The sequence below is a fragment of the Janthinobacterium sp. SUN137 genome (assembly GCF_030587265.1).
In the GTDB taxonomy this organism is placed as follows: Bacteria; Pseudomonadota; Gammaproteobacteria; order Burkholderiales; family Burkholderiaceae_D; genus Janthinobacterium; species Janthinobacterium kumbetense.
Genome location: NZ_JAPWHZ010000005.1, coordinates 65699 through 86329 on the forward strand (window position 1 = coordinate 65699; position 20631 = coordinate 86329).

The following is a 20631-nucleotide window of genomic DNA, read 5'->3' on the forward strand; positions in this document are numbered from 1 at the left end:
CAAACTGCTCCATCAGGGTTGGGGATGGCTGGCCAGGCGGCGCACTTCAGCGGCCATCCTTGCTCAAGGTCACGGGAGCGGCGGGCGCGGCGGCGGGAAACAGGCGCGCATACGCGGCCAGCAGCTTCGGCGCTTCATATTCCCACTCCAGTTCGTTGATCACGCGATGGCGGCCAAACGCCCCCATCTGCTCGCGGCGGGCCGGGTCGTCCAGCAAGTCGACGATCTTGCGCGCCATGTCGATGGGATCGTTCTTCAATGCATACAAGGATGCCTGCTGCGCGGAAACCTTGCCCTCGACCAGATCAAACTGCACGATCGGTTTGCCCAGCGCCATGTATTCCATGATCTTGTTCATGGTCGACTTGTCGTTCATGTCGTTGGCCACGTCCGGATTCACGCACACATCGGAGGTATTGAGCATTTCCAGCAATTGCTGGTCCGGCACGCGCCCCGTAAACGTCACGTAGTCGGCAATGCCCAGGTCCTGCGCCATCTGCTTCATCTGTTCCAGCGAGGTGCCGCCGCCCACCAGGCCGAACTGCACATCGTCGCGCTTCAGGGTTTGCACGATGTATTGCGCCGCCTGCAGCAGCAGGTCGATGCCTTCCTGCGCACCCATCACGCCCACGTAGCCGACCAGGTAGGCGCGGCCCTTCTTGAGTTCCGCCACGGGCGGCAGCACGCGCAGGCGGTCCAGCTTGGGTCCGCTGCGCACCACGTAGACATCCTCGGGCTTCATGCCGCCCCGCTCGATGGCGATCTTCTTGTACGACTCGTTGGTGGCGATCGACACGTCGGCGCTCTGGAACGACCAGCGCTCGAACAGCACCATCAGCTTGTAAAAGAAATCGCGCCGGCCGAACTTGGCTTCGTACAGCTCCGGATTGATGTCATGGTGGTCAAACAGGAAACGCTTGCCCATCGTCAACTTGAAGAAGCCGCCGATGAGGAACAGCAGGTCGGGCGGATTGCAGGCGTGGATGACGTCGAAGCCGCGCGCGAAATGCACTTTCCATGCCAGGCGGAAAGTGTGGAACAGCGCCAGCGAATACTCCACCAGATAGCCCTTCGCCCCTTCCGCTTCCAGCGGCAGGTGGTAGCGGTAGATATGGATGCCGTCGATGGCTTCGTAGCGCGACTCGTAGCCCTTGCCCGTCGGGCAGATGATCGACACTTCATAACCGTTCGCATGCAGGGTGGTCGCTTCCTGCCACACGCGCCGGTCGAACGGCGACGGCAGGTTTTCCACCAGGATCAGCACCCGGCGCGGCTGTCCTGCCACGGTGTTACCAGCAGATGCCGTCATATTGCTCTCCACTTTGTTCTTTGCTGATGCGCACCAGATCGACGATATGCTGGTGCGGCTGCAGGCTGGCGGGCACGGTCTTGAATTCGGCCGCGCCATTGCCGATGACGATGGTGTCGGCAAAATCGAGCACGTCCTGCATGTTCGTCACCATCAGCTTGGAAATGTGCGGGATGTGATTGAGGATGTAATCCTGGTTGGCGCCCGTCAAGGCGGCCAGGTTGACGTTCTTGTCGTACAGCTTCAGCTCGTAGCCCTTGCCCAGCAGATACTCGATGACATCGACCAGCGGCGACTCGCGCAAGTCGTCCGTGCCGGCCTTGAACGAGAAGCCCAGGATGCCCACCTTGCGCGCACCTTTGTCGACGATCATCTTGATGCCTTTTTCCACTTGCCGCTGGTTCGATGGCAGGATAGAGTTCAGCAAGGGCAAATCGAGGTCCAGGCTGCGCGCCTTGTAGGTCAGCGCGCGCACGTCTTTCGGCAGGCAAGAACCGCCGAAGGCGAAGCCCGGCTTCATGTAGTACGGCGACAGGTTCAGCTTGGTGTCCTGGCAAAAGATTTCCATCACCTTGTGGCCATCGATGCCGACGGCCTTGCAGATGTTGCCGATTTCATTCGCGAACGCCACTTTCACGGCGTGCCAGGTGTTGTCCGTGTACTTGACCATCTCGGCCGTTTCCACGTCCGTGCGCACCAGCGGCGCATCCATCTTTTCATACAGCTGCACCAGCAGCGCGCCGGCCTTTTCGTCGGATTCGCCGATCACCGTCTTCGGCGGATTGTAGTAATCATAGACGGCCGTGCCTTCGCGCAAGAATTCCGGGTTGTTACACACGCCGAAATCAACGCCGGCCACCTTGCCCGACGCCGCTTCCAGAGTCGGGATGACGAGCGAACGCATGGAACCAGGCAGCATGGTCGAGCGCGCCACGACGACGTGGAAAGTATCCTTTTCACGGATGGCGGCGCCGATTTCCTGGCACACCTTGCGCACGTGGCTCAGGTCCAGGTTGCCATTGAGCTGCGACGGCGTGCCCACGCAGATGAGCGACATGTCCGAACCGAAGACGGCGTCGCGCACGTCGAAGGTGGCGCGCAAATGGCCGCTCTTCACGGTCGCGGCGATCATTTCGCCGATGTCTTTTTCAATGATGGGCGTGGTGCCCTGGTTGATCAGCTCCACCTTGGTCCTGTTCGGATCGACGCCGATGACTTCGTGTCCATCCGTTGCCAGGCAACCAGCCGAGACGGCCCCCACATAACCCAAACCAAATATGCTAATTTTCATGTTTTCCTCGTATTTTCTGACAGATCAGGGGTAGCCAAACTCAGGTGAAACTCCGTGCGCAAGGTGGCTGCGCCTTGCAGCCGCCCGCGCCAGACCAACACAGGCGCAGCCTGTTTTTCATCGAAGCGGTGCGAAATCCAGCCCAGCGGCGGATGGTCGCTGCCGCATACCAATTGCACGGAAGCATCCGGCAACGGCGGTAAATGCATCTCCAGTGAGAAGGCGTCGCCCGTCACGCGCAGCACCTGGCCATCCAGCTGCACGCGGCAGCGGGGATCAAAGTGCCAGAACAATTCCACCTCATGCGCGTCCTGGCATTCGAGCACGTCATCGACCACGATCAGCGCGGCGCCGGGCGCCACGCGCACGTCGCGCCGGTGCAGCACGCCATCTTTCAAGCCCAGGTAGCCGTCATGGCTGGCGCTCCAGAATTGCCCATCGGCATCGTCACGCCACGCCAGGCACTCGGCCCTGGCCTTGCGCAGCCAAAGGAAGTTGCCGCCCGACTCGGACTGGTCGCGGCCATCGATGCGCACGGTGTTGTGCGCGCTGGTGCCACGGAAATAATCGCGCCACTGCTTGTGCGTATGGTAGGCATAGGTGCCCGGATCGACCAGCACCATCTGGCCCGCCACGGACAAGGTCAGCGCCAGCGCATCGGCGTGGCCGTGCGCGGCGATGCCCAGGTAGCCCAGCGGGCCGGCATCGGCAATCAGGCGCACTTCGTCGGGCGAGCCAAAGCCGGCGCCCATCACGTAATAGCCGCCATCGGGGAAGGCGCGCGGCAAGGTATCGGGCGCAGCGTCCGGCAAGGCGTCAAACGCCTGGCTCCCCGCCTCGCCCAGCAGCCAGGCGCTTTTCTCGTCGAACGTGCGCGCCTTGGCCTTGAAGTCCGCGCGGCCGAACAGGGCCGCGCCGCTGGCCAGCAGCGACGCGTAGGGATTGGCGCCCGGTGCCTTGTCCCAGTGCGCCAGCAGCGCGTCGTCGGCGTCGCCGAGCATCGGCACCTCGCCCGCCACGTTCGTCATGGCGGCGATAAATTCCAGCATGGCTTCCAGGCGCCGCAAAAAGGCGGCCGAGCGGGGCCGGCCATTGGCGCGGCCCGCCAGCACGCACAGCAGCATTTCATCGGCCACCGTGTGCTGGTAATAAATGGCTTGCTCGCGGTTCACGCCATCGGGGCCATTCTGCTGCAGCGCCTGCGCTTCCAGCTCGCGTTCCGTCTGCGCCAGCCAGCCGGCACTTTCCGGCCAGCAAGGCCACGTGAGTGCGGCGATATGCAAGCCCGTCAATTCGCCAAACAGGTGGTTGTTGGCCGACGAGTGGCGCGAAAAGTGTCCGGCGATGAAGTGGCAATGCTGGTAGATGCTGTCGAGCCAGCGCTGCAGGAAGGCTTGCCCCTGCGCGCCCTGGAACAGGGGGCTGTTAATGCCTCCGAGCAAGTGCCACGCATGCGACCAGCTGACAAGGCGCAAGGCCAGCTCCAGCGCGCTGCTCCAGTTCGGCCCCAGCGGATACGGACATTGCTGCCACCACGATTCAAGCAAGACTTGTACACCTTGCGCATAGCGCAAGTCGCCGCCGAGACGGTAGGCCATCGCCAGGTCGGCCACGGCCAGGTGGCGGTTCGGTTCCCACAGGCATTTGATATCGCCCACCACGGTTTCGTCGCGGTAATTGAGCGTCTTGCCAAAATCCAAGGGCACGACGGTGCCCGTCTTCGGATCGCGGTTCCATTGCGGCGGGAAACCCAGCTCCGCATCGCGCAGGGCGAACACATCGAAACGGCCCGCGAGGATGCGTTCGGCCGCCGCCAGGTGCGGCGCCGTGTCGATGGGCATGCCCAGCCAGGGCGCGCCGAAACGCTGGCGCACGGCGGGCGGCGGCACCTGCGCCAGGCCGTAGCCGCGCGCCTGCAGCCGTTGCTGCAAGGCATCACGCACGCGATGCGCCACCTCGGGCGCCCCCATGGCGCGCAAACGGTTCAGTTTCCAGGACAGGTTGCTCAGCATGGACGTCTCACAGATACTGGCGGTGCCAGATTTCCAGGGTGAGCAAGCTCCACAGCAGTTTCTCGTGGTTTTGCCGTCCTGCCACGTGCTCGGCCAGCACCTGCTGCAGGGCTTGTGTATGGTAATAGTGGCGCGTGCGCGACCCGGCGCCCGTCAAGTGTTCGTACAGGTAATCCTTCATGGGGCCGCGGAACCATTCGTTGACGGGCACGCGGAAGCCCACTTTCGGCCGCTCCAAGATAGCTTGCGGCAACAGCTGCTTCATGGCTTCGCGCAAGATCCACTTGGTGGTGCGGCCGCGCACGCGGTACTCGTCCGGCAGGCTAGCCACATACGCCGCCAGTTCGTGGTCCATGAAGGGCATGCGCGCTTCCAGCGACGCGGCCATGGTCATGCGGTCGCCCCGCTCCAGCAGGTTGTCGGGCAGCCAGCTCAGCTGGTCGAAGCACAGGATGCGGCGCAAGGCGCTGTTGCCGGCGCTGCCGCAGCCCAGCGAAGGATCGCGCTGGCGCGCTGGCGCCGGCATGGCCACCAGGCGCGCGCGTTCCTGGTCGGACATCATGCCGAACCAGCGCGGCATGCGTTCGTCGAACGCTTCCAGGCCCAGGTTGACGATGGCCGTCTTGGCGCGGCGGAAACGGTATGGCAAGGCGCCGATGGCCGGCTCGATCAAGCCCCGGCGCAGCAGGCCCGGCAGCATCTGGTAGTTGCCCGCATAGCGCTCGTACACGTGCTTGGGGTAGCCGCCGAGGATTTCATCGGAACCTTCGCCCGTCAAGACCATCTTGACCGTCTTGCGCGATTCCTGCGCCAGCAGGTAGATGGGAATGTCGGATGGCTCGGCCACGGGGGCGTCGCGGAAGCGCACGAGGTCGGGCAGCAAGGCGATGACCTGGTCGACGGACACTTCCAGCTCATGGTGTTCCGTGGAAAATTGCCGCGCGATATCGGCCGCATACGCCAGCTCGCTGAAGCCGCCTTCCTTGAAACCGACGGAAAAAGTCTTCACGGGCACGCCCGCGTGGCGCGACATCAGCGCCACCACGGCCGACGAATCGATGCCGCCGGACAGGAAGGCGCCGAAGGGCACGTCGGAAATCATGCGGATGCGCACCGATTCATCGAGCTTGTCGAGGAAGGTGGCGACGGGGTCGGCCGGCAGCGGGGCCGCCAGGCGGGGCCGGCTGTCGGGCGGCGTGTAATACACGCGCTCGCGCAGCACGCCGTTTTCCCACGTGGCCGTGGAACCGGGCGCCAGCTTGCGGATGCCCTGGAACAAGGTGGCCGGGCCCGGCACGTAGCGGTAGGCGAAATAATCCCAGATGGCGGCCTCGTCCGCTTGCGGCGCCACGTCCGGCAAGGCCAGCAGCGCCTTGATTTCCGAGCCGAAAGCCAGTTTTCCCTCGTGCTGCCACAGGAACAGGGGTTTCTTGCCGAACGGGTCGCGCGCCATGAACAGGCGGTCGTTGCGCGCATCCCAGATGGCAAACGCAAACATGCCGCGGAAATGCTGCACGCATTCCTCTCCCCATTGCACGTAGGCATGCACGATGGTTTCCGTGTCGGATGCCGTGCGGAAATGATGGCCCAGCGCGATCAATTCGTCGCGCAGGGGCTGGAAATTGTAGATTTCGCCATTGAAGATGATTTGCACATCGCCCGTCTCATTGCCCAGCGGCTGGTGGCCCGTGGCGATGTCGATGATGGACAGGCGGCGGTGCAGCAAGCCCAGCTGCCAGGCGCCGTCGGCCGTGGCCGCGTTGAGCACGCCCGTGTCATCGGGACCGCGGTGCGCGATGGCGCGCCCCATGGCGTCGAGCGCCGCGGGCAAGCCTGCGACGGACGAGGGGAAAATCAAACCGGCAATACCGCACATATGGGCTCGCTTAAAAAAGGGTTCGGCTAGACTGCCGGCGGCGCCAGCAAGGCGCGGTAGACGCGGAGAAAATCCTGCGCCAGGCGCTCGACCGTATAGGCGCTTTCGATGCGCTCGCGGCAAGCTTGTCCCATGCGCTGCAACAGGGCGCGGTCGCCGTCGAGGCGCGCGATGGCGTCCGCCAGCGCCTGGGGATTGCGCCGCGGCAAGAACACGCCATGCACGCCATCCTGCATCACGTCGGCTATCGCGCCCACGGGGCATACCAGGACGGGCGTGCGTGCGGCCATGCTTTCCAGCAACGCATACGGCAAGCCTTCCTGGTGCAAGGTGGGGAAACCGAACAGGTCGGCCTGGCGCCACACGGCTTCCTTTTCGGCGCCAAAGACGGGGCCGAGAAAGCGCACCGCCTCTTGCAAGCCGAGTCCGGCGACGCGCTCGCGCAGCGCCGCTTCCTGGGGGCCGCTGCCGGCCAGCGCCAGCGTGGCTTGCACGCCTGCGGCGCGCGCCAGGCGCAGCCCTTCGAGCAAGTCGAACAGGCCCTTGCTTTCCGCCAGGCGCCCCACGTACACGAGTGACAGCGGACGCTGCGGCACGAGCGGCCTGTCGCCGGGGTCGCTGCCCGCATCGATGGCGTTGGGTATCACGTCGAGCGCCAGCGCCGGATCGAAATCGCGATAGCCCTGCAGTTCGCATTGCGCCAGCAACACCACCACATCGGCCGCGCGCAGCACGCGCCGCAGCAAACCCGTCAGCAATGGCTTGCCGTTGAAAAACACCTGCGGCAGGGCGCCGCCATGCACCTGGTACACGACGCGCTTGCCCATGGCCTTGGCCAGCAGCAGATACACGATGTCGCGCCAGTAGCTGCGCCACTCCATGGACGTGTTGATATGCACGATCTGCGGGCGCTGCTTGCGCATGGCCTGCACGAACTGCACGGGGCTCCAGGCGAAACGCAGCAGCTTGTGCAGGCGCGACTCGTTGCGGCCCTCGCTGCCGACCTGAAAGTGCACCAGCTTGTAGTCTTGCGACAAAGAACTGTGAAATAGTTGATTCAAATGGGTGGTTACCCCGCTCACCGCATTAAGTGCAGGTCCTAGCAGCATTATCGTAGTCATATTGGTATTATATGTTGTACTTTTGTAATTTAGACGCGAAGACAAATATATTTGCTGCATTGCGCTAACATCTACAACAATTTTCTTCCAGGGAACACCACCCATGGTGCATTCTGAGCGCCGTTTACGTGTTCGGCAACAACTTCTTGCCTACGCTTCCAGCCACGGGCATCAACGGTGCGCGCCGGCCAGATCCAGGTAGCGCTGCGCCAGTGCCTGCGCCAGCACGCGGTAGCTGCGCCGCGCCTCGATATAGGCGACGCCGGCCTGGGCGCGGGCGCGCGCTGCGGGCACATCGGACAAGATGGCCGCCATCGCCGCGGCCATGGCGGCCGGTTCGCTGGCCGTCAGCCAGCCTGCGCCGCTGGCCGTCAGCACTTCGGCCTGGTCCGGACTGTCATTGCCCACGGCCGGCATGCGCAAGGCCAGGTATTCGAGCAGCTTGGTGGGCGAACTGACGTCGAACAGGGCGCCACGGGGAATATACGACAGCGCGGCGTCGGCCCCGGCCAGCAGGGGCCACGCCTGGTCCGAGGGCAGCCAGCCCGTCACGCGCACGGCCCCGGCCAGGCCGGCGCGCTGCGCATAGGCAAGCAAGTCATCGACGTCGGATGGCGTATCGGAAGCGCCGATCAGCAACAGACAGGCCGCGGGGATGCGCTGGCGCACGATCAGCAAGGCATCGAGCAAGCGTTCCAGCTGGCGCGACTGGTCGAGCGTGCCCAGGTAGGCCAGCAAGGGCACCTCCTCCCAGCCCTCCGGCCGGACGGGCGCGATGGCTTGCGCCTGCAACACTTCCATGTCGACCCCCATGGGCACGGCAGTGAGGCGCTGCGCCGCGATGCCGCGCGCCTGCATCATGCGCAGCATCGCGTCGCTTTGCACGAAGACGTGATTGGCGCGCGGCAACACAATGCGGTACAACAACCATTGTTCGAGCAAACCCTTGCACAGCACCAGGCGCGCGCGCAAGGTGGGGCGCTGCGCCAGACTGCTGCGCGCCCGTTCGATGCGTCCCTCGCTGATCAGGTATGACACCCAGTAATAGAACGGTATGCCCTTCAGGCGCGCCACCAGCAAGGCGAGCAGACCCGTGGGCACCATGTCGCGCACCTGGATCGCATCGCAACCGGCGCGGCGGGCACCCGCCAGGGCGCGCAGGCAGAGCCACTGGAAAGCCAGTTCGCGCAACAGGCGGCTGCCCAGGAAACGCCCGTGGCGCACCGAACGGAAACCCTGCGCCTGCGGCGGCTGTTGCGACGGCATGCCGACGATATCGCATTCGACGCCGTGGCGCGGCAGGTACTTGCCGAACAGTACCGCGACATCGGGGCGAAACGTGGGCAGGCTTTCCGGCACCAGTTGCAAAATCTTCAGGGACATAGGCGGTTCGACGGCAAAAAAAGGTTGAGGCAGATACAATACGCCATGCGCCGAAGCATATCATGCCCTTACGAAATAATTAATTATATTGCATTAGTAGCATCAAACCAAGCTTGCACCATTGATGAGCGGCAAGCTGGCCGCAGCATGACAGGTCTCACGCTGAAACAATGTGTAAACGTCCATTTTAATGCTATTGTAATAATGCGGTCGATTGCCAATCATTAATTGTGTGACAACGAGCGCCGGAACGGCCCTGGCTGTTGTTTTAATGTGATAATGTTCATTTTTAATAAGGCGCAACAATGATCCACGTGCTGCTGTCGGAAGCGGGAACCTACCACGACATCGTCGAGCATCTGGCAGCGGGCGGCGCGCGCGTGACGCATATCGGGCCGGACGCGCAGGCGCACATGCGCAGCAAACTGTCCATCCTGGCCGCCATGCTGTCGCCGTCACTGTTGCGCACGCGCAAATTATGGTGCCAGCAAGACCGCCTGCTGGTCGTCGGCTGGCAAGCGTTGCCCGTGCTGGCGCTGATACGCCTGGGCCTGCTACCGCGCCCGCAACGGCTGCTGGTGATGGCTTGTTTCATCCATGGCACGCGGGCCCGCAACGTGATCAACCGGGCCTGGCGCCTGCTCAATTTCCCCGGACTGGAATTCATTACTTTTTCCAGCGGAGAAACGCGCAACCTGACCGACAACGTCGGCATCGCACCCTCCGCCGTGCATTTCCACCTGTGGCGCCAGCATCTCGACGGCGCCACCACGGCGTCCCAGCGGCAAGATGACGGCAGCATCTTCTCCGGCGGCTTTTCCAACCGCGATTACGACCTGCTGCTGGATGCGGCGCACGGGCTGGAAGCGCACCTGGTGATCGTGGCGTCGGCGCAAAACCAGATCCCCGCGCAAGACCCGGCGCAGACCACGGTCCATCTCGACTTGCCGGAAGCGCAGTTTGAAAAGCTGCTGGCAAGCAGCCGGGTGGTCGCCATGCCGCTGAAAAGCCAGGGCGAAGCCTGTGGCCAGAGCGTGCTGCTGCGGGTATTGCGCAATGGAAAACCGCTGATCGCCACGCGCCACGAAGCCATCGAAGCGTACCTGGGACGCGATTATGCCGGTTTCGTTGCCGCCGGCGACAGCGGCGCCATGCGCGAAGGCTTGCGCCGCGCCCTGTCCGACGACGCCTTCCGCGCAGGCTTGGCCCAGCAAGTGTCGCGCGCCTGTGCCCGGATGGAGCAGCGCGGCGGACCGGGCCAGGAAATCGAACAATTTCTGCTCGCCAATTAAAAAATCCACTGCCGCAACGACGGCAGTGGATTTTTCTTGAAGCAGCGGTCAGTTCGGCAATGTCACCACTTGCTTGCCGACCGTCAGCGTGCGGGCCGTGCCGCTCTTGCCCAGCTTGATCAGCGGCTTCTTGCAGCCGACATCGAGCACCGTGAGGAATTCGCCGCTCAGCGCTGCGGTCGACTTGATGAACACCCCATGCTCTTCATAGGTACCGGGCTGCGGCGGAGGTCCCGTACGCTTTTCGAAACGCGCACCGGTGCTGACCGGCACCACGCACACCTTGCGGCCCTGATTCGTCACCGAGATGGCGCCGCCGGCGTCGACCACGATAGGCGCATACGTATGGAAGTTCCACTCGAACACGCGCGGCGTGGCCGAGGTCACCTGGTCCTGCACCACCACGGCGTCCGTGGTGCGCAGGAACCACAGCTTGCGCAGCGCCGATGTCAGCTGGCCGCCGTAGGCCAGCGTGGCGTCGCCCGCCACATAGTCGACGGTGGCCTTGGGAGCAAAGGCGGTGATGCGGCCGTTGCGCGCCATGGTCGTTTCATAGCCGTCGACCAGCTGGCCCTGGCCATTGTCGAACGTCAAGGCATTGTGCGCCTTGGTCTGGCGGTACCAGGAACTCCACAGCGGCGAATCGTACCAGTCGTACCAGCCGCTTTCCGTCAGCAGGGGCACGCCCGCGCTGGCCAGCACAAAGCCGTTCTGGTCACCGTGGCTGTGATTGAACGAACCGTAGGGACTCGATTTGAAATACACCGAGGTGCGCTGCAGATTGCCGATGTCGCTGTGCATGGCGGCCCAGCCGATGCTGGGGTAATACGCCGAGTTGCCTGGCGGCGCGGGCGTGGCCACCGTCGCCACCGGCAACGGGTACGGCGCCTGCAAGGTGGCCAGCGAATCGTCGGTGCGGATCAGGTTCTTGTAATACCACGCCGCGGCAGGCGTGGCGAAATGCGCGGCGAAACCCTTCATCATGCGGATTTCAGGCAGCGACTCGTGCCCGTCGCCAAACACGTGGGTCTGCGAACCGGGCGGCACGAAATGCATCAGGTAATCGAGGAAGCCGCTGGCCCAGGGCTTGGTGAACAGGTCGACCTTGGTCGTGTAGGCGAGCGCCGGCCAGATCTGCAGCGCATAGTCGGCTTCATATTCGGCATACGCCGTGCCGTTGGCAAAACCGCCCTCCGGACCGCTCCACACGCTGTAGGAACTGACAAAGGCGCGGAACGAGAAATCGAACCAGTCCTTCGCCTCCGGGATATCGCCCAGGGACAGCGTTGAAATCAGCGTCAGGAAACCGATATTGCTGGCGGCGTGGGAATCGTAGGGATACTGGTCCAGGCGCCCCGTCTGCGCAGCCAGGTCGAGGTACATCGCATTGGTACGAACGCGTACCATTTCCAGCCACGCGGCGCGGCGCGGCGCATCGAGGGCGCTGCCCAGGTTGTCGACCGCCTTGATCAGGCTTTGCGCAATGGCGCGGTTGCCCTGGTCATGGTTGACAAAACTGGTACCGCCGTTCGGGCTGAGCGCGGCTTCCTGGTCGCCGCGCGCGATCGCCTCCACCAGATACTGGTTCTCGCCCGTCACGCGGTACAGCAGCGAGGCCGCTTCAAGCTGGCGGGAGCTCTGATTCGTGCGCGAAATGACGCGCGCATTCTGCGCCTCGTTGGCGGCCGTGCGCACCTTGCCTGGAGACAATGGCCACTCGGCGTCGGAGACGGGCGCGATCGCCGTCATATTACGTATCACCTCGGTGCTCAGCCAGGTCAGCACCTGGGAGCGGTCGGCGCGCTTGGCCGCGCTCCAGCTCGCAAAAAAGGTCGCATTATCCTCCAGGCCGCGCGGGCGCGGGCGCAAGACGATGGCAGCGCGCAAGGTACTGCTTTCCGGCACTTCGAACACTTTCGACGTGGCGTCGATCACAAAGGTTCGCGGGCTCGACCACTCATTGCTCGTGCTGGGACGCACGCGCCAGCTATAGGTGCCTGCCGCAAATTTCTTGGATGGCAGATACCAGTTGCGCGCCGACGTGAAGGTACTGACCACGGCGCCCGCCAATTTGACTTCAATGACATACGACGCCGGCGACAGCGGATGGCGCGACCAGGTAAAACTGGGGGGATTTTGCGGCTGGATCTGGCGGTTGTCCGGCAAGGTGCGGACGGCCAATGGGTCGGTCGCCAGGGCCCAGTCGGCCTGGGCCTGGCCGCAGGCTGAACAGACGAGCAGCAGCGCCACTTTGACCAGCGTATATTTAGCGAATTTCATAGATTACCTTCTTAACATCAACTATCGAGCAAGATACCGCCGCTGCGTGGGGCATATCATACGCCTCCTGTCGAGGCTGCTTGCGAGACACAGGACGGCCCGCCGTACAAAATCGGGCAAAAGGCGAAGACACTGCGGAAGGCACTGCGAATACCTGTAAGCATATACCTAAAGTATTCTTCCGAACATTAATATTAGTTGCAGCTCAGCTATTAATGTGCGTTTCGCGCCACATTTGCCATTTGACGGCGAGCCGGGTCGGCAGCAAACAACACAAGGCCAGGGCCACCCACCAGTGGCGCGACATGCCGCCGCCGGCGGCGCGGCGCAACCCGGCCAGCGCTTCGCCGCGGCGGCCCCGCGCCAGCGCCGCGCGCGCCACGCTGACGCGCGCATCGGACACCAGCCGCAAGGCGGAACGGCGCGCCGGATTGGCCGCCGGCCAGGCCAGGGCGCGCCGTTCCAGCCGTTCGAACGTGGGCGCCAGCACATCGGCCGACTCGATCGCGCACAGGCTGCCGGCCACCTCGACACGGTAGGCCACCAGCTGTGCCGGCGTAAACACGAGCGTCAGGCGCTCGGCCAGGCGGAACCACAGATCCTGGTCCTCGCCAGCCGACTCGCCTTCCGGGAAGCATGGTTGCAAGGGCAACAAGTCGCTGCGCCGGATGGCCACTGAATTCGTGCAGAAAAACGGTCCGCCACGGCGGCGGCGCTCGAAAAAGTCGTCGAGCAGGCGCGTCTCGCGCACGGCCGCGCCCTGGTAGCTGAGCGCTGCGGCGCGGCTGTCGGGTATGCGTTCGAAGCCGCAGGCGAAAAACGAGCCGGACGGATGGGCCCGCGCCATGCCCACCATGGTTTCCAGATACACGGGACCATACCAGTCGTCCGCATCGAGAAAACAGATCAAGTCGCCGCGCGCTTCGAGGATGCCGCGGTTACGCGCGCGCGAGACGCCGCCATTGGCCTGGCTGACGAGGCGCACGCGCGCATCGGCGCAAGCCCGCACGCGCTGCGCGCCATCGTCGCTGGAACCGTCATCGACCACCACCACTTCCCAGTCGGCATGGGTTTGCGCCAGCACCGAGGCCAGCGCCGCTTCGATATACGGCCCCTTGTTATACAGGGGCACGATGACCGAGCACAGCATCAAGCCATCCCCGGCACGCGCACCTTGCGCGCCCTCACGGCCTGCTTGTCGGCCACCGGAAAATACGCCGTCACGATAATGAGCAGCAACAAATGCGTCATCGCCTCGGCGGCAAAGCCCGTCAGCGACAGCGGCACTTCGCTGATCGAGCGGATGGCGATGAGGACGAACAAGGCCATCGACAGGCCCTGGCTGGCCCGCGCCGTGCGCGCGCACGCATACAGCAGCGCCATGGCATACAGCACCAGGCCGATGGCGCCGATGGTGCCGGCGCTGGCCAGGCTCTGGTAAAACTGGCTGTGCGCATGGGTGGCGTATGGCATGCCGATGCTGATGCGGAATGCGTCATCCCACAGCGGCAAGCCGTAGCCGAACACGGGATTCTTGTGCCACTCCTGCAACGCCACCTGCCAGATCACGTCGCGGCCCGTCAAACTGATCAAGTCGGAGCCTTCGCTGCTGGTGGCAAAGTGCGCCAGCTTGGCATCGATATTGCCAAACATCACATACAACATGCCCAGCGTACACAGCAGGATGAAGCAGAAGATGCCGACGATCGACAATTGCGGGCGGCGGTAATCGAACAGCCGCTCCTTGATCTGTTCGCGGAAACCGAAATAGGCGACGCAGGCAAAGCACAGGAAGCAGGCGATCCAGCTGGTTTTCGATTGCGCCAGCAGCAGGCTGCCCAGACCCAGGCCCCAGGCGAACAGGTTCAGCGGGCGCCAGCCATAGGGCTTGCGCCACAGGCACAGCAGGAACACCACCACCATCGGTCCCAGGCTGTTGGCGTGATTGGCCAGGCCCGTATAGCGGATGCTGAGGAAGGGAATCAGGCCGTGGTAATTCCGGTTGACGACCATGTTCGGCTTCCAGGCAAACACGGCTGCGCTGAGCACCAGGAACAGCAGGGTGGCGTTGCGCATCGAGATGACGCTCAGGTCGACCTCCTTGTGCGTCATCAGCAAGGCCGCATAGCCGGCCAGGAACATGTACAGGTATTCATGCGACACATTGGTATGGCGCCCCAGCACGGCCGGACTGACGATATTGCTGAGGAAATACACGAACAGCGCCCAGAACAGCAGCATCGGTATCGGCTGCAGCTTGTCGCGCGTAGTCAGGCGGTGCAGAATGCGCTCGCCGCAGGCAAAGATCACGAACAGGGACGTGAGCCGGCCAAACCAGGAGCTGGCCGGATGCCGCGCCAGCGCCTGCATGCCCATCTGGAGTTCATCGCCCGAGACATCGCGGTTCGACAGGATGGCCGCCACGGCGATCGACAGGAAGACCGGATAGAACACGTACGGCACCAGTCCCGTCTCGCGCTTGCTGCCCCAATGGATGCTCAAGGCGATCACGAACACCACCACCAGCGCGGCGACCACGGCAAACAGGCCAAACAGTATTTCACTCATGTAGTTCTCGCGTATCCAGTAAGTTGTCGCGCGCGCCACAGCGGGCGCGCAAATAGGAGACTACCCTGGCCGGCAGCGGCGGGCTGAAGCGGGCAAGCATGCCCACCGCTCGCGTGCCCAGCAGTTCAGGCCAGGCCAGCACGGCCAGCAGCAGGGTCAGGCCGCCGAACAGCGCGCCACCCAGGAATGCCGGCAGCGGATGGCTGCCGCCCAGGCTGCCCAGCATGGCGCCGCCCCAGCTGCCGGCGGCGGCCAGCAAGCCCATGGCCAGGCCGCGCGCGGCCAGCGGCGCCAGATCGCCCAGCCCCACCTGCAGGCGCAGGCACGCCACCGTGCCCACCACTAGCGCCCGCGCCAGCAAGGTGCCGGCGGCGATCATGGCGACCACCGCCCCGCCCTGCCCCGCCCACAGCACCAGCGCCGCGCCGGCCAGCACGATCAGCGGCAGCTGCAGCAGGCTTTCCAGGTGCTTGCCGCCCGTATTCCACAAGATCGGCGTCGACATGCCCCACGTGATGTACGCGGGCATGGCCAGCGCCAGGATGCTCAGCACGATGCCCGATTCTTGCCACACCTTGCCGTACAACACGCCGATCAAGTCCGGCGCCGTCATCGCCAGCAGCACGAACAGCGGCAGGATGATGATCCAGATGGTCGCCAGCACCGACAGATACGTGTCGCGCAGGCGCGGCAAGTCGTCCTGCAGCTTGGCGCCCGTGGCCAGGAAGGCCGGCTGCAAGGCGCTCAGGAACAGCGAGTTGGGCGTATTGGCCAGGTTGTAGCCGACCGCATACACGCCCACCGCGTGGGCATTCAGGAAGCGGCCCAGGAACACGCGGTCCATATTGTTCAGGCACCAGTTGCACAGATTCGTCACGAACACCGTCACGCCCACATTCGTCGAGCGCCGCGCGCCCTCGTACCACAGCAGCGGCTTGAGCGAGAAACGCGTGCGCGCATACGTCAGCACCAGCGCCGTGGAAGCCTGTCCCAGCCAGGCGCACACGAGGGTCCACACGCCGGCGCCCGCATACGCGAGCGGCAAGCCCACCAGCAGGTAGCCGACGATATAGCTGATCACCTGGATGATGTTGAGCCAGCGGAAATCGAGGGCGCGCCGCAGCAGGCTGCTGCCCGGCGCCGTCAGCGCATTCAGCAGGCAAGTCAGGCTCATCCAGGCGATCACGGGCGCGATGCGCGGTTCCTTGAAGTACGCGGCGATCCACGGCGCCATGAAAAACAGCAAGCTCATGGCCGCCAGGCCCGTCAGCGCCTGCCACGTCACCGTGAAGCGCACGTCTTCCTCGCTGAGCGTGCGGTTTTGCACCAGCCCCCAGGAAAAACCAAAATCGGCCAGAAAGTTGCTAAATGTCAGCACAATCAGTCCCATCGCAAACAAGCCGTAGTTTTCCGGCCCCAGCAGGCGCGCCAGCACCACTTGCGTGACCAGCTGCAGGCCAAACATGAGGACCGTGCCCATCGCCGCCCACTTGACGGCGCTGACGCTTTTCTTGTTGATGTCGCTGCTCATGATTCTCGCTGTCCGCCACGCCGTGCCGCGCCCGCCGGCGCTTTGTCATCGTTCAAGCCATGCCTCATCCGGGCGGCGCGCCGATCAGGCGGCTGCGCTGCGCCGCCGGCATGCTGGCCAGCATGCCGTTGACGAAATCGGCCTGCAAGCGGTAGGCGCGCGGCAAGTCCGTATCGATGCTCGACACGCGGAACAGCATGGCGTCGGCCACGGTGCCCGTCAGGCCATAGCGCAATTGCTCCAGGCGCTGCTGCATGCCCACCTTGCTGATCTTGTCGCCGATGGTGATCCAGTACGTGATGGGCTCGCTGCGGTTGCCATTCACGGCCAGCAAGCGCTTCACGGGCAGGCTGCCGTAGGCCGAGGCCAGCTCGCCGTATTCGTCGCGCTCGACCTGGAAACCCTGCGCCGCGTAGCACACTTCCGGCTTGTGCACGCCCATGTTGTCGCTCTGGTCGCCGCCGTACGCGATCGACAGCATCACCCGTTCGCCGTGCCCATTGATGTAGGTACGCGACAAGGTCTGGTTGTAGATCTTGTTCAGGCGTTCCTGGGTTTCCGGATCCACCTGCAGCGGCACGATGGAACTGTCGACGCGCCAGTCGCCGAACGCTTGCGGTATCGCCGCTTCCAGCGAAAAACTCGGGCGCTGGTCGGCCATCTTCACGCCCGGCGCCACGCCGTGGCTGAGGACGGCCGCGCCCAGCAGCAAGGCGCCCAGCAGCATATTCATGCGCAATGCAGCGTTCATGTCGACGCTCCCACGGTTGGCGCGCGGCCCGCCTGGCGCTTGCGCACGATCCACTGCAGCAAGCTGTCGACACTGAGGATCAGCAGCAGCGCGGAAATGAACAGCACCATGCCGGCGAAGCCGTGCAGGAAGCCCTGCCCGGCCGCGTCGCCGAAGTAATACGTGATCAGGGTCAGCACCATCACGCGGATGACATTGGCGGTAAAGGAAATCGGCACGATCAGCAGGGCCAGCACGATGTTGCGGAACGGCGAAGTATGCCGCACCAGGTTCAGGTAGAACAGGCCCAGCGCTTCAAGCGTCAGCAGGGTCTGCAAGCCGGCGCAGGCGTCGGCCACCAGCAACTGGTACTGGCCGATCTGCAGGATCACGCCATTGCGGGCGATCGGATAGCCGGCCAGGAAAAGCAGGTGTTCGGTCACATACGAAACCGCCATTTTCATCGGCATGGTCAGGGTCGTCACCAGCGGCAGCGGCAGCGGCACCATGAACAGCATGAAAAAGAAGGGAAACCACAGAATGCGCGCGGCAATCCAGCCGCGCTTGAGCAGCAGCAGCGACAGGCCGGTGCCGATCAGGGCGAGGATTTCCAGCGACAGGATATGCTGCGAACGGCCCAGCACATACAGCAGCAGCGAAACGGCCAGCAGCGGCCAGCCGGCGCGGGCCGGACGGGCGCCGGCGCTCTGCGCCAGCATCTCGGGCCATTTGCGGTAGATCAACCACAGCGACAGGGCCAGGATGATGGGACCGTGCGCCTGCTCTTCGGTGGACCAGATGCCGCGGAACAGCCCGACCAGGCTGGGCGCGAGCATGGCCAGGAAACCCAGCGCCAGCGGCAGCCAGTCCGGCACGGCGGAGCGGCCGGCCTGCGCCGGCGGCATGGCGTGGCCTGGCGCAGCCATCAAAAGTCGACCATCACGGAACCGACCACCTGGGCGCCGCTATGCGTCATTTGCTCGGCCATGGCCGCCACTTCCGCCATCGGCGTCTTGTTCTTGCGCGCCACCAGCAGCACGCCGCCCGCACGCGCCGCCACGGCCAGCGCATCGGAACCGGTGGCATACGCCGGCACGTCGTACAGCACCACGTCGTAGCGGCTTTCCAGCTGCTTGTTGAGCGTGACGAAGGAGGTACGGCTGAGCAGTTCCTGCGGATTCGGCGGCAAGGTGCCGGCGGACAGCACCGACAGCGCGACAAACGATTCCACCTTGGCGATGATATCGAGTTCGGCGCGGCCGGCCAGCACGTCGGACAGGCCCTGGCGTGTCTTCAGGTCGAAGATTTCCTGCTGGCGCGGCGCGCGCAGGTTGGCGTCGACCAGCAAGGTGTGCTCGCCCAGCTGGGAAAACACCACGGCCAGGTTGGCAGCGAACAGGCTGGCGCCGTCGCCCGGCTCCATGCCCAGCACCACCAGCGATTTGCTGCCGCGGGCGAACCAGCGCAGCATCAGCTGGCTGCGCACGGCGCGCAGGGTTTCCACTTGGTGGCTGAAAGGCTGGTAGGCGGCCACCAGTTCCTGCGGATACTTGCCGGCGCCCGGCTGCAGGTACGGATAGTCGAACTGGCGCGCCAGCACTTGCTCGATATCGGCTTCGGTGATCAGGCCCAGGCGCAAGGCCGCTTCGCCGAAGCGGATGCCCAGTTCCTTTTGCATGCGCAGCACGCGTTCGGCGTTTTCCGGCGTGATCTTGCCCGATTCGAGCAACAGGCCGCCAATGCTGGAATCGGTGCCGCGCGCCAGCGGCGCAGTGGTGTTGAGGAGGTGTGGACTTGAAGTCATGATAGGTTCCATCTCAGTTCAGGCGCAAACGGCGCGGCAGCATGCCGCGCATGCGACGCTGTTTAGGTTTCCAGTCGACCACGCCGAACACGGGAATCTGCAGCACTTCGCTCAGGTCCTGGTCGGAACGGATACGGCGGTCCAGCAATTCGGCCAGCAGCGCGATGCCGCAGCCCAGCATGAGGCCGAGGAAGATCGACAGCAGCACGTTGCGGAGAATCTTCGGGCTGTCCGGCTCGATCGGCGCCGTGGCCGGATTGAGCATGGCGATATCGGACTGCTCCGCCTGGCCTTCGATGCGCGTCTGCGACAGGCGCTGCGAAGTCACGTCGAAGGCGCGCTGGGCGCTTTCCACATCCTTGCTCAGCACGCCCATTTCATCGCGCGTCCGGTTCAGTTCCAGCACCTTGGCTTTTTGCGCCGCCAGTGCGGCGCGGATCGCGCCTTCGCGCTGCTGCAGGATCTGCGCATTGTTGCCCACGCTTTGCGAGGTGGCGCGCGTCTGCTCGGCCAGGTCGCGGCGCAGCTTGTCCACTTCGGCCTTGGCGCTCTGGTATTGCGGGTGATTGCGGTCCAGGCGCTGGCCCAGTTCGGCCAATTTGCCCTCGGCATTGCCCAGGCCCAGCTTCAGGCTCTGGATCAGCGGATTCGACGCGACGTCCGGCGATTCGGACAGGTTGCCGCCCTGCGCCATGCGCTGGCGCGAATTGGCTTCCATGGCCTGGCCCTGCGCCAGCACCAGTTGCGCCGACAGGTCGTTCAAGCGGTTCGATTCCACATCGAGGCGGTTGTCGACGCTGACGATGCCATTGTCCTGCTGGTATTTCGACAGGCGGCTTTGCGCGCGCTCAACGTTGTCGCGCAGCAATTTGGTCTGGTCATCGAAGTACGTCGTCGCCTTGCGCATCGGGTCGACCTTCAGCTGGATGCTGACCTTTTGATACTGTTCCGCAAAGGCGTTCGACACGGCCGCGACGAATTGCGGGTCGGCGCCCTTGAAGCTGACATCGACCACGCTGCTTTCGCGCGACGGCATCACTTCGAGTTTCTTCAGCAGCAAGTCGGCCAGCCAGTCGCGCACCGTGCCCTTGCCTTGCGCCGCGTCATTGAACTGGGCGATCACGGCGGGGCTGCGCGCCAGTTCCAGCTGGTCGACGACGCGCAAGGCCACGTTCTTGCTGCCGATAATATCGACTTGGGTCGCCATGTAGCCAGGCAGCAACTGCCCCGGCATGGTCATGCCCGTCAGGGGATCGACGCCCTTGTAGTTCAGCAGCAGGGTGCTGGTGGCCTTGTAGGTCTTCGGCAGCACCAGGCTGACGCCCAGCGCCAGCGCCACGGTGATCATCAAGGTCAGCAGCACAATCTTCTTGCGCGCCCGAAGGATCAGCAATAGTTGGGTGAGGTTCATTTGGAAACTTTCAATACAAAAAG

15 protein-coding genes are annotated in these 20631 nt (G+C 64.1%); 1 reads left to right on the forward strand and 14 read right to left on the reverse strand.

Annotated features, from left to right (window positions below):
• Nucleotides 1–46: 46 nt before the first annotated feature.
• The 6 genes from O3298_RS24335 to O3298_RS24360 form a co-directional block, all read right to left on the reverse strand.
• Nucleotides 47–1309 carry a glycosyltransferase family 4 protein gene (locus O3298_RS24335; RefSeq protein WP_099665071.1) on the reverse strand — a complete coding sequence of 421 codons (1263 nt, stop codon included), beginning with the start codon at nucleotides 1307–1309 and terminating at the stop codon, nucleotides 47–49.
• On the reverse strand, nucleotides 1290–2600 hold the full coding sequence (locus O3298_RS24340) for a nucleotide sugar dehydrogenase (RefSeq protein ID WP_077400992.1): 1311 nt from the start codon (nucleotides 2598–2600) through the stop codon (nucleotides 1290–1292). Before O3298_RS24340 ends, O3298_RS24335 begins: the two co-directional genes overlap by 20 nt.
• Nucleotides 2597–4612: an alginate lyase family protein gene (locus tag O3298_RS24345; protein WP_289913515.1), complete on the reverse strand. Its 2016-nt coding sequence runs from the start codon at nucleotides 4610–4612 to the stop codon at nucleotides 2597–2599. Before O3298_RS24345 ends, O3298_RS24340 begins: the two co-directional genes overlap by 4 nt.
• Before the next feature lie 7 nt (nucleotides 4613–4619).
• Nucleotides 4620–6488 (reverse strand): asparagine synthase (glutamine-hydrolyzing), encoded by a 1869-nt coding sequence (gene asnB, locus O3298_RS24350; RefSeq protein WP_305060736.1) that lies wholly within the window; start codon nucleotides 6486–6488, stop codon nucleotides 4620–4622.
• Nucleotides 6489–6514: 26 nt separating this feature from the next.
• A complete protein-coding gene (locus O3298_RS24355) occupies nucleotides 6515–7549 on the reverse strand; it encodes a glycosyltransferase family 4 protein (protein WP_305060737.1) in 1035 nt (344 codons plus the stop codon).
• Between the two features lie 231 nt (nucleotides 7550–7780).
• The gene (locus O3298_RS24360; RefSeq protein ID WP_305060738.1) at nucleotides 7781–8992 is read right to left on the reverse strand and encodes a glycosyltransferase; all 1212 of its coding nucleotides are present in this window, start codon (nucleotides 8990–8992) and stop codon (nucleotides 7781–7783) included.
• Nucleotides 8993–9297: 305 nt separating this feature from the next.
• On the opposite strand from O3298_RS24360, the gene O3298_RS24365 reads away from it, so the two are divergent.
• Nucleotides 9298–10284, forward strand: coding sequence for a glycosyltransferase (locus tag O3298_RS24365; protein WP_305060739.1), 987 nt, complete (start codon nucleotides 9298–9300; stop codon nucleotides 10282–10284).
• 48 nt (nucleotides 10285–10332) lie between these two features.
• Here O3298_RS24365 and O3298_RS24370 read toward each other — a convergent pair whose 3' ends face one another.
• From O3298_RS24370 to epsF, 8 genes are all read right to left on the reverse strand, one after another.
• Nucleotides 10333–12564, reverse strand: coding sequence for a heparinase II/III family protein (locus O3298_RS24370; RefSeq protein ID WP_305060740.1), 2232 nt, complete (start codon nucleotides 12562–12564; stop codon nucleotides 10333–10335).
• A 205-nt stretch (nucleotides 12565–12769) separates the two neighbouring features.
• Nucleotides 12770–13714 (reverse strand): glycosyltransferase family A protein, encoded by a 945-nt coding sequence (locus O3298_RS24375; protein WP_305060741.1) that lies wholly within the window; start codon nucleotides 13712–13714, stop codon nucleotides 12770–12772.
• A complete protein-coding gene (locus O3298_RS24380) occupies nucleotides 13714–15132 on the reverse strand; it encodes an O-antigen ligase (RefSeq protein ID WP_099665077.1) in 1419 nt (472 codons plus the stop codon). The genes O3298_RS24375 and O3298_RS24380 overlap by 1 nt, the downstream gene beginning before the upstream one ends.
• Nucleotides 15125–16663 carry a lipopolysaccharide biosynthesis protein gene (locus O3298_RS24385; RefSeq protein ID WP_289906151.1) on the reverse strand — a complete coding sequence of 513 codons (1539 nt, stop codon included), beginning with the start codon at nucleotides 16661–16663 and terminating at the stop codon, nucleotides 15125–15127. The genes O3298_RS24380 and O3298_RS24385 overlap by 8 nt, the downstream gene beginning before the upstream one ends.
• A gap of 64 nt (nucleotides 16664–16727) precedes the next feature.
• Nucleotides 16728–17414, reverse strand: a complete 687-nt coding sequence (epsI, locus tag O3298_RS24390; RefSeq protein ID WP_305060742.1) for an exosortase-associated protein EpsI, B-type — start codon at nucleotides 17412–17414, stop codon at nucleotides 16728–16730.
• A complete protein-coding gene (gene xrtB, locus O3298_RS24395) occupies nucleotides 17411–18319 on the reverse strand; it encodes an exosortase B (RefSeq protein WP_251350013.1) in 909 nt (302 codons plus the stop codon). Before xrtB ends, epsI begins: the two co-directional genes overlap by 4 nt.
• Nucleotides 18319–19197, reverse strand: coding sequence for a chain length determinant protein tyrosine kinase EpsG (gene epsG, locus O3298_RS24400; RefSeq protein ID WP_077409017.1), 879 nt, complete (start codon nucleotides 19195–19197; stop codon nucleotides 18319–18321). The genes xrtB and epsG overlap by 1 nt, the downstream gene beginning before the upstream one ends.
• A gap of 13 nt (nucleotides 19198–19210) precedes the next feature.
• Entirely contained in the window at nucleotides 19211–20608 is a 1398-nt protein-coding gene (epsF, locus tag O3298_RS24405; RefSeq protein WP_077400960.1) for a chain length determinant protein EpsF, read from the reverse strand.
• Nucleotides 20609–20631 lie beyond the last annotated feature (23 nt).

Coding starts and splice junctions, on each gene's coding strand:
- epsF (WP_077400960.1), bottom strand. CDS start 20,608: ATGAACCTCACCCAACTATTGCTGATCCTTCGGGCGCGCAAGAAGATT.
- O3298_RS24335 (WP_099665071.1), bottom strand. CDS start 1,309: ATGACGGCATCTGCTGGTAACACCGTGGCAGGACAGCCGCGCCGGGTG.
- O3298_RS24365 (WP_305060739.1), top strand. CDS start 9,298: ATGATCCACGTGCTGCTGTCGGAAGCGGGAACCTACCACGACATCGTC.
- xrtB (WP_251350013.1), bottom strand. CDS start 18,319: ATGGCTGCGCCAGGCCACGCCATGCCGCCGGCGCAGGCCGGCCGCTCC.
- O3298_RS24380 (WP_099665077.1), bottom strand. CDS start 15,132: ATGAGTGAAATACTGTTTGGCCTGTTTGCCGTGGTCGCCGCGCTGGTG.
- O3298_RS24385 (WP_289906151.1), bottom strand. CDS start 16,663: ATGAGCAGCGACATCAACAAGAAAAGCGTCAGCGCCGTCAAGTGGGCG.
- O3298_RS24360 (WP_305060738.1), bottom strand. CDS start 8,992: ATGTCCCTGAAGATTTTGCAACTGGTGCCGGAAAGCCTGCCCACGTTT.
- O3298_RS24340 (WP_077400992.1), bottom strand. CDS start 2,600: ATGAAAATTAGCATATTTGGTTTGGGTTATGTGGGGGCCGTCTCGGCT.
- O3298_RS24345 (WP_289913515.1), bottom strand. CDS start 4,612: ATGCTGAGCAACCTGTCCTGGAAACTGAACCGTTTGCGCGCCATGGGG.
- asnB (WP_305060736.1), bottom strand. CDS start 6,488: ATGTGCGGTATTGCCGGTTTGATTTTCCCCTCGTCCGTCGCAGGCTTG.
- O3298_RS24370 (WP_305060740.1), bottom strand. CDS start 12,564: ATGAAATTCGCTAAATATACGCTGGTCAAAGTGGCGCTGCTGCTCGTC.
- epsI (WP_305060742.1), bottom strand. CDS start 17,414: ATGAACGCTGCATTGCGCATGAATATGCTGCTGGGCGCCTTGCTGCTG.
- epsG (WP_077409017.1), bottom strand. CDS start 19,197: ATGACTTCAAGTCCACACCTCCTCAACACCACTGCGCCGCTGGCGCGC.
- O3298_RS24375 (WP_305060741.1), bottom strand. CDS start 13,714: ATGCTGTGCTCGGTCATCGTGCCCCTGTATAACAAGGGGCCGTATATC.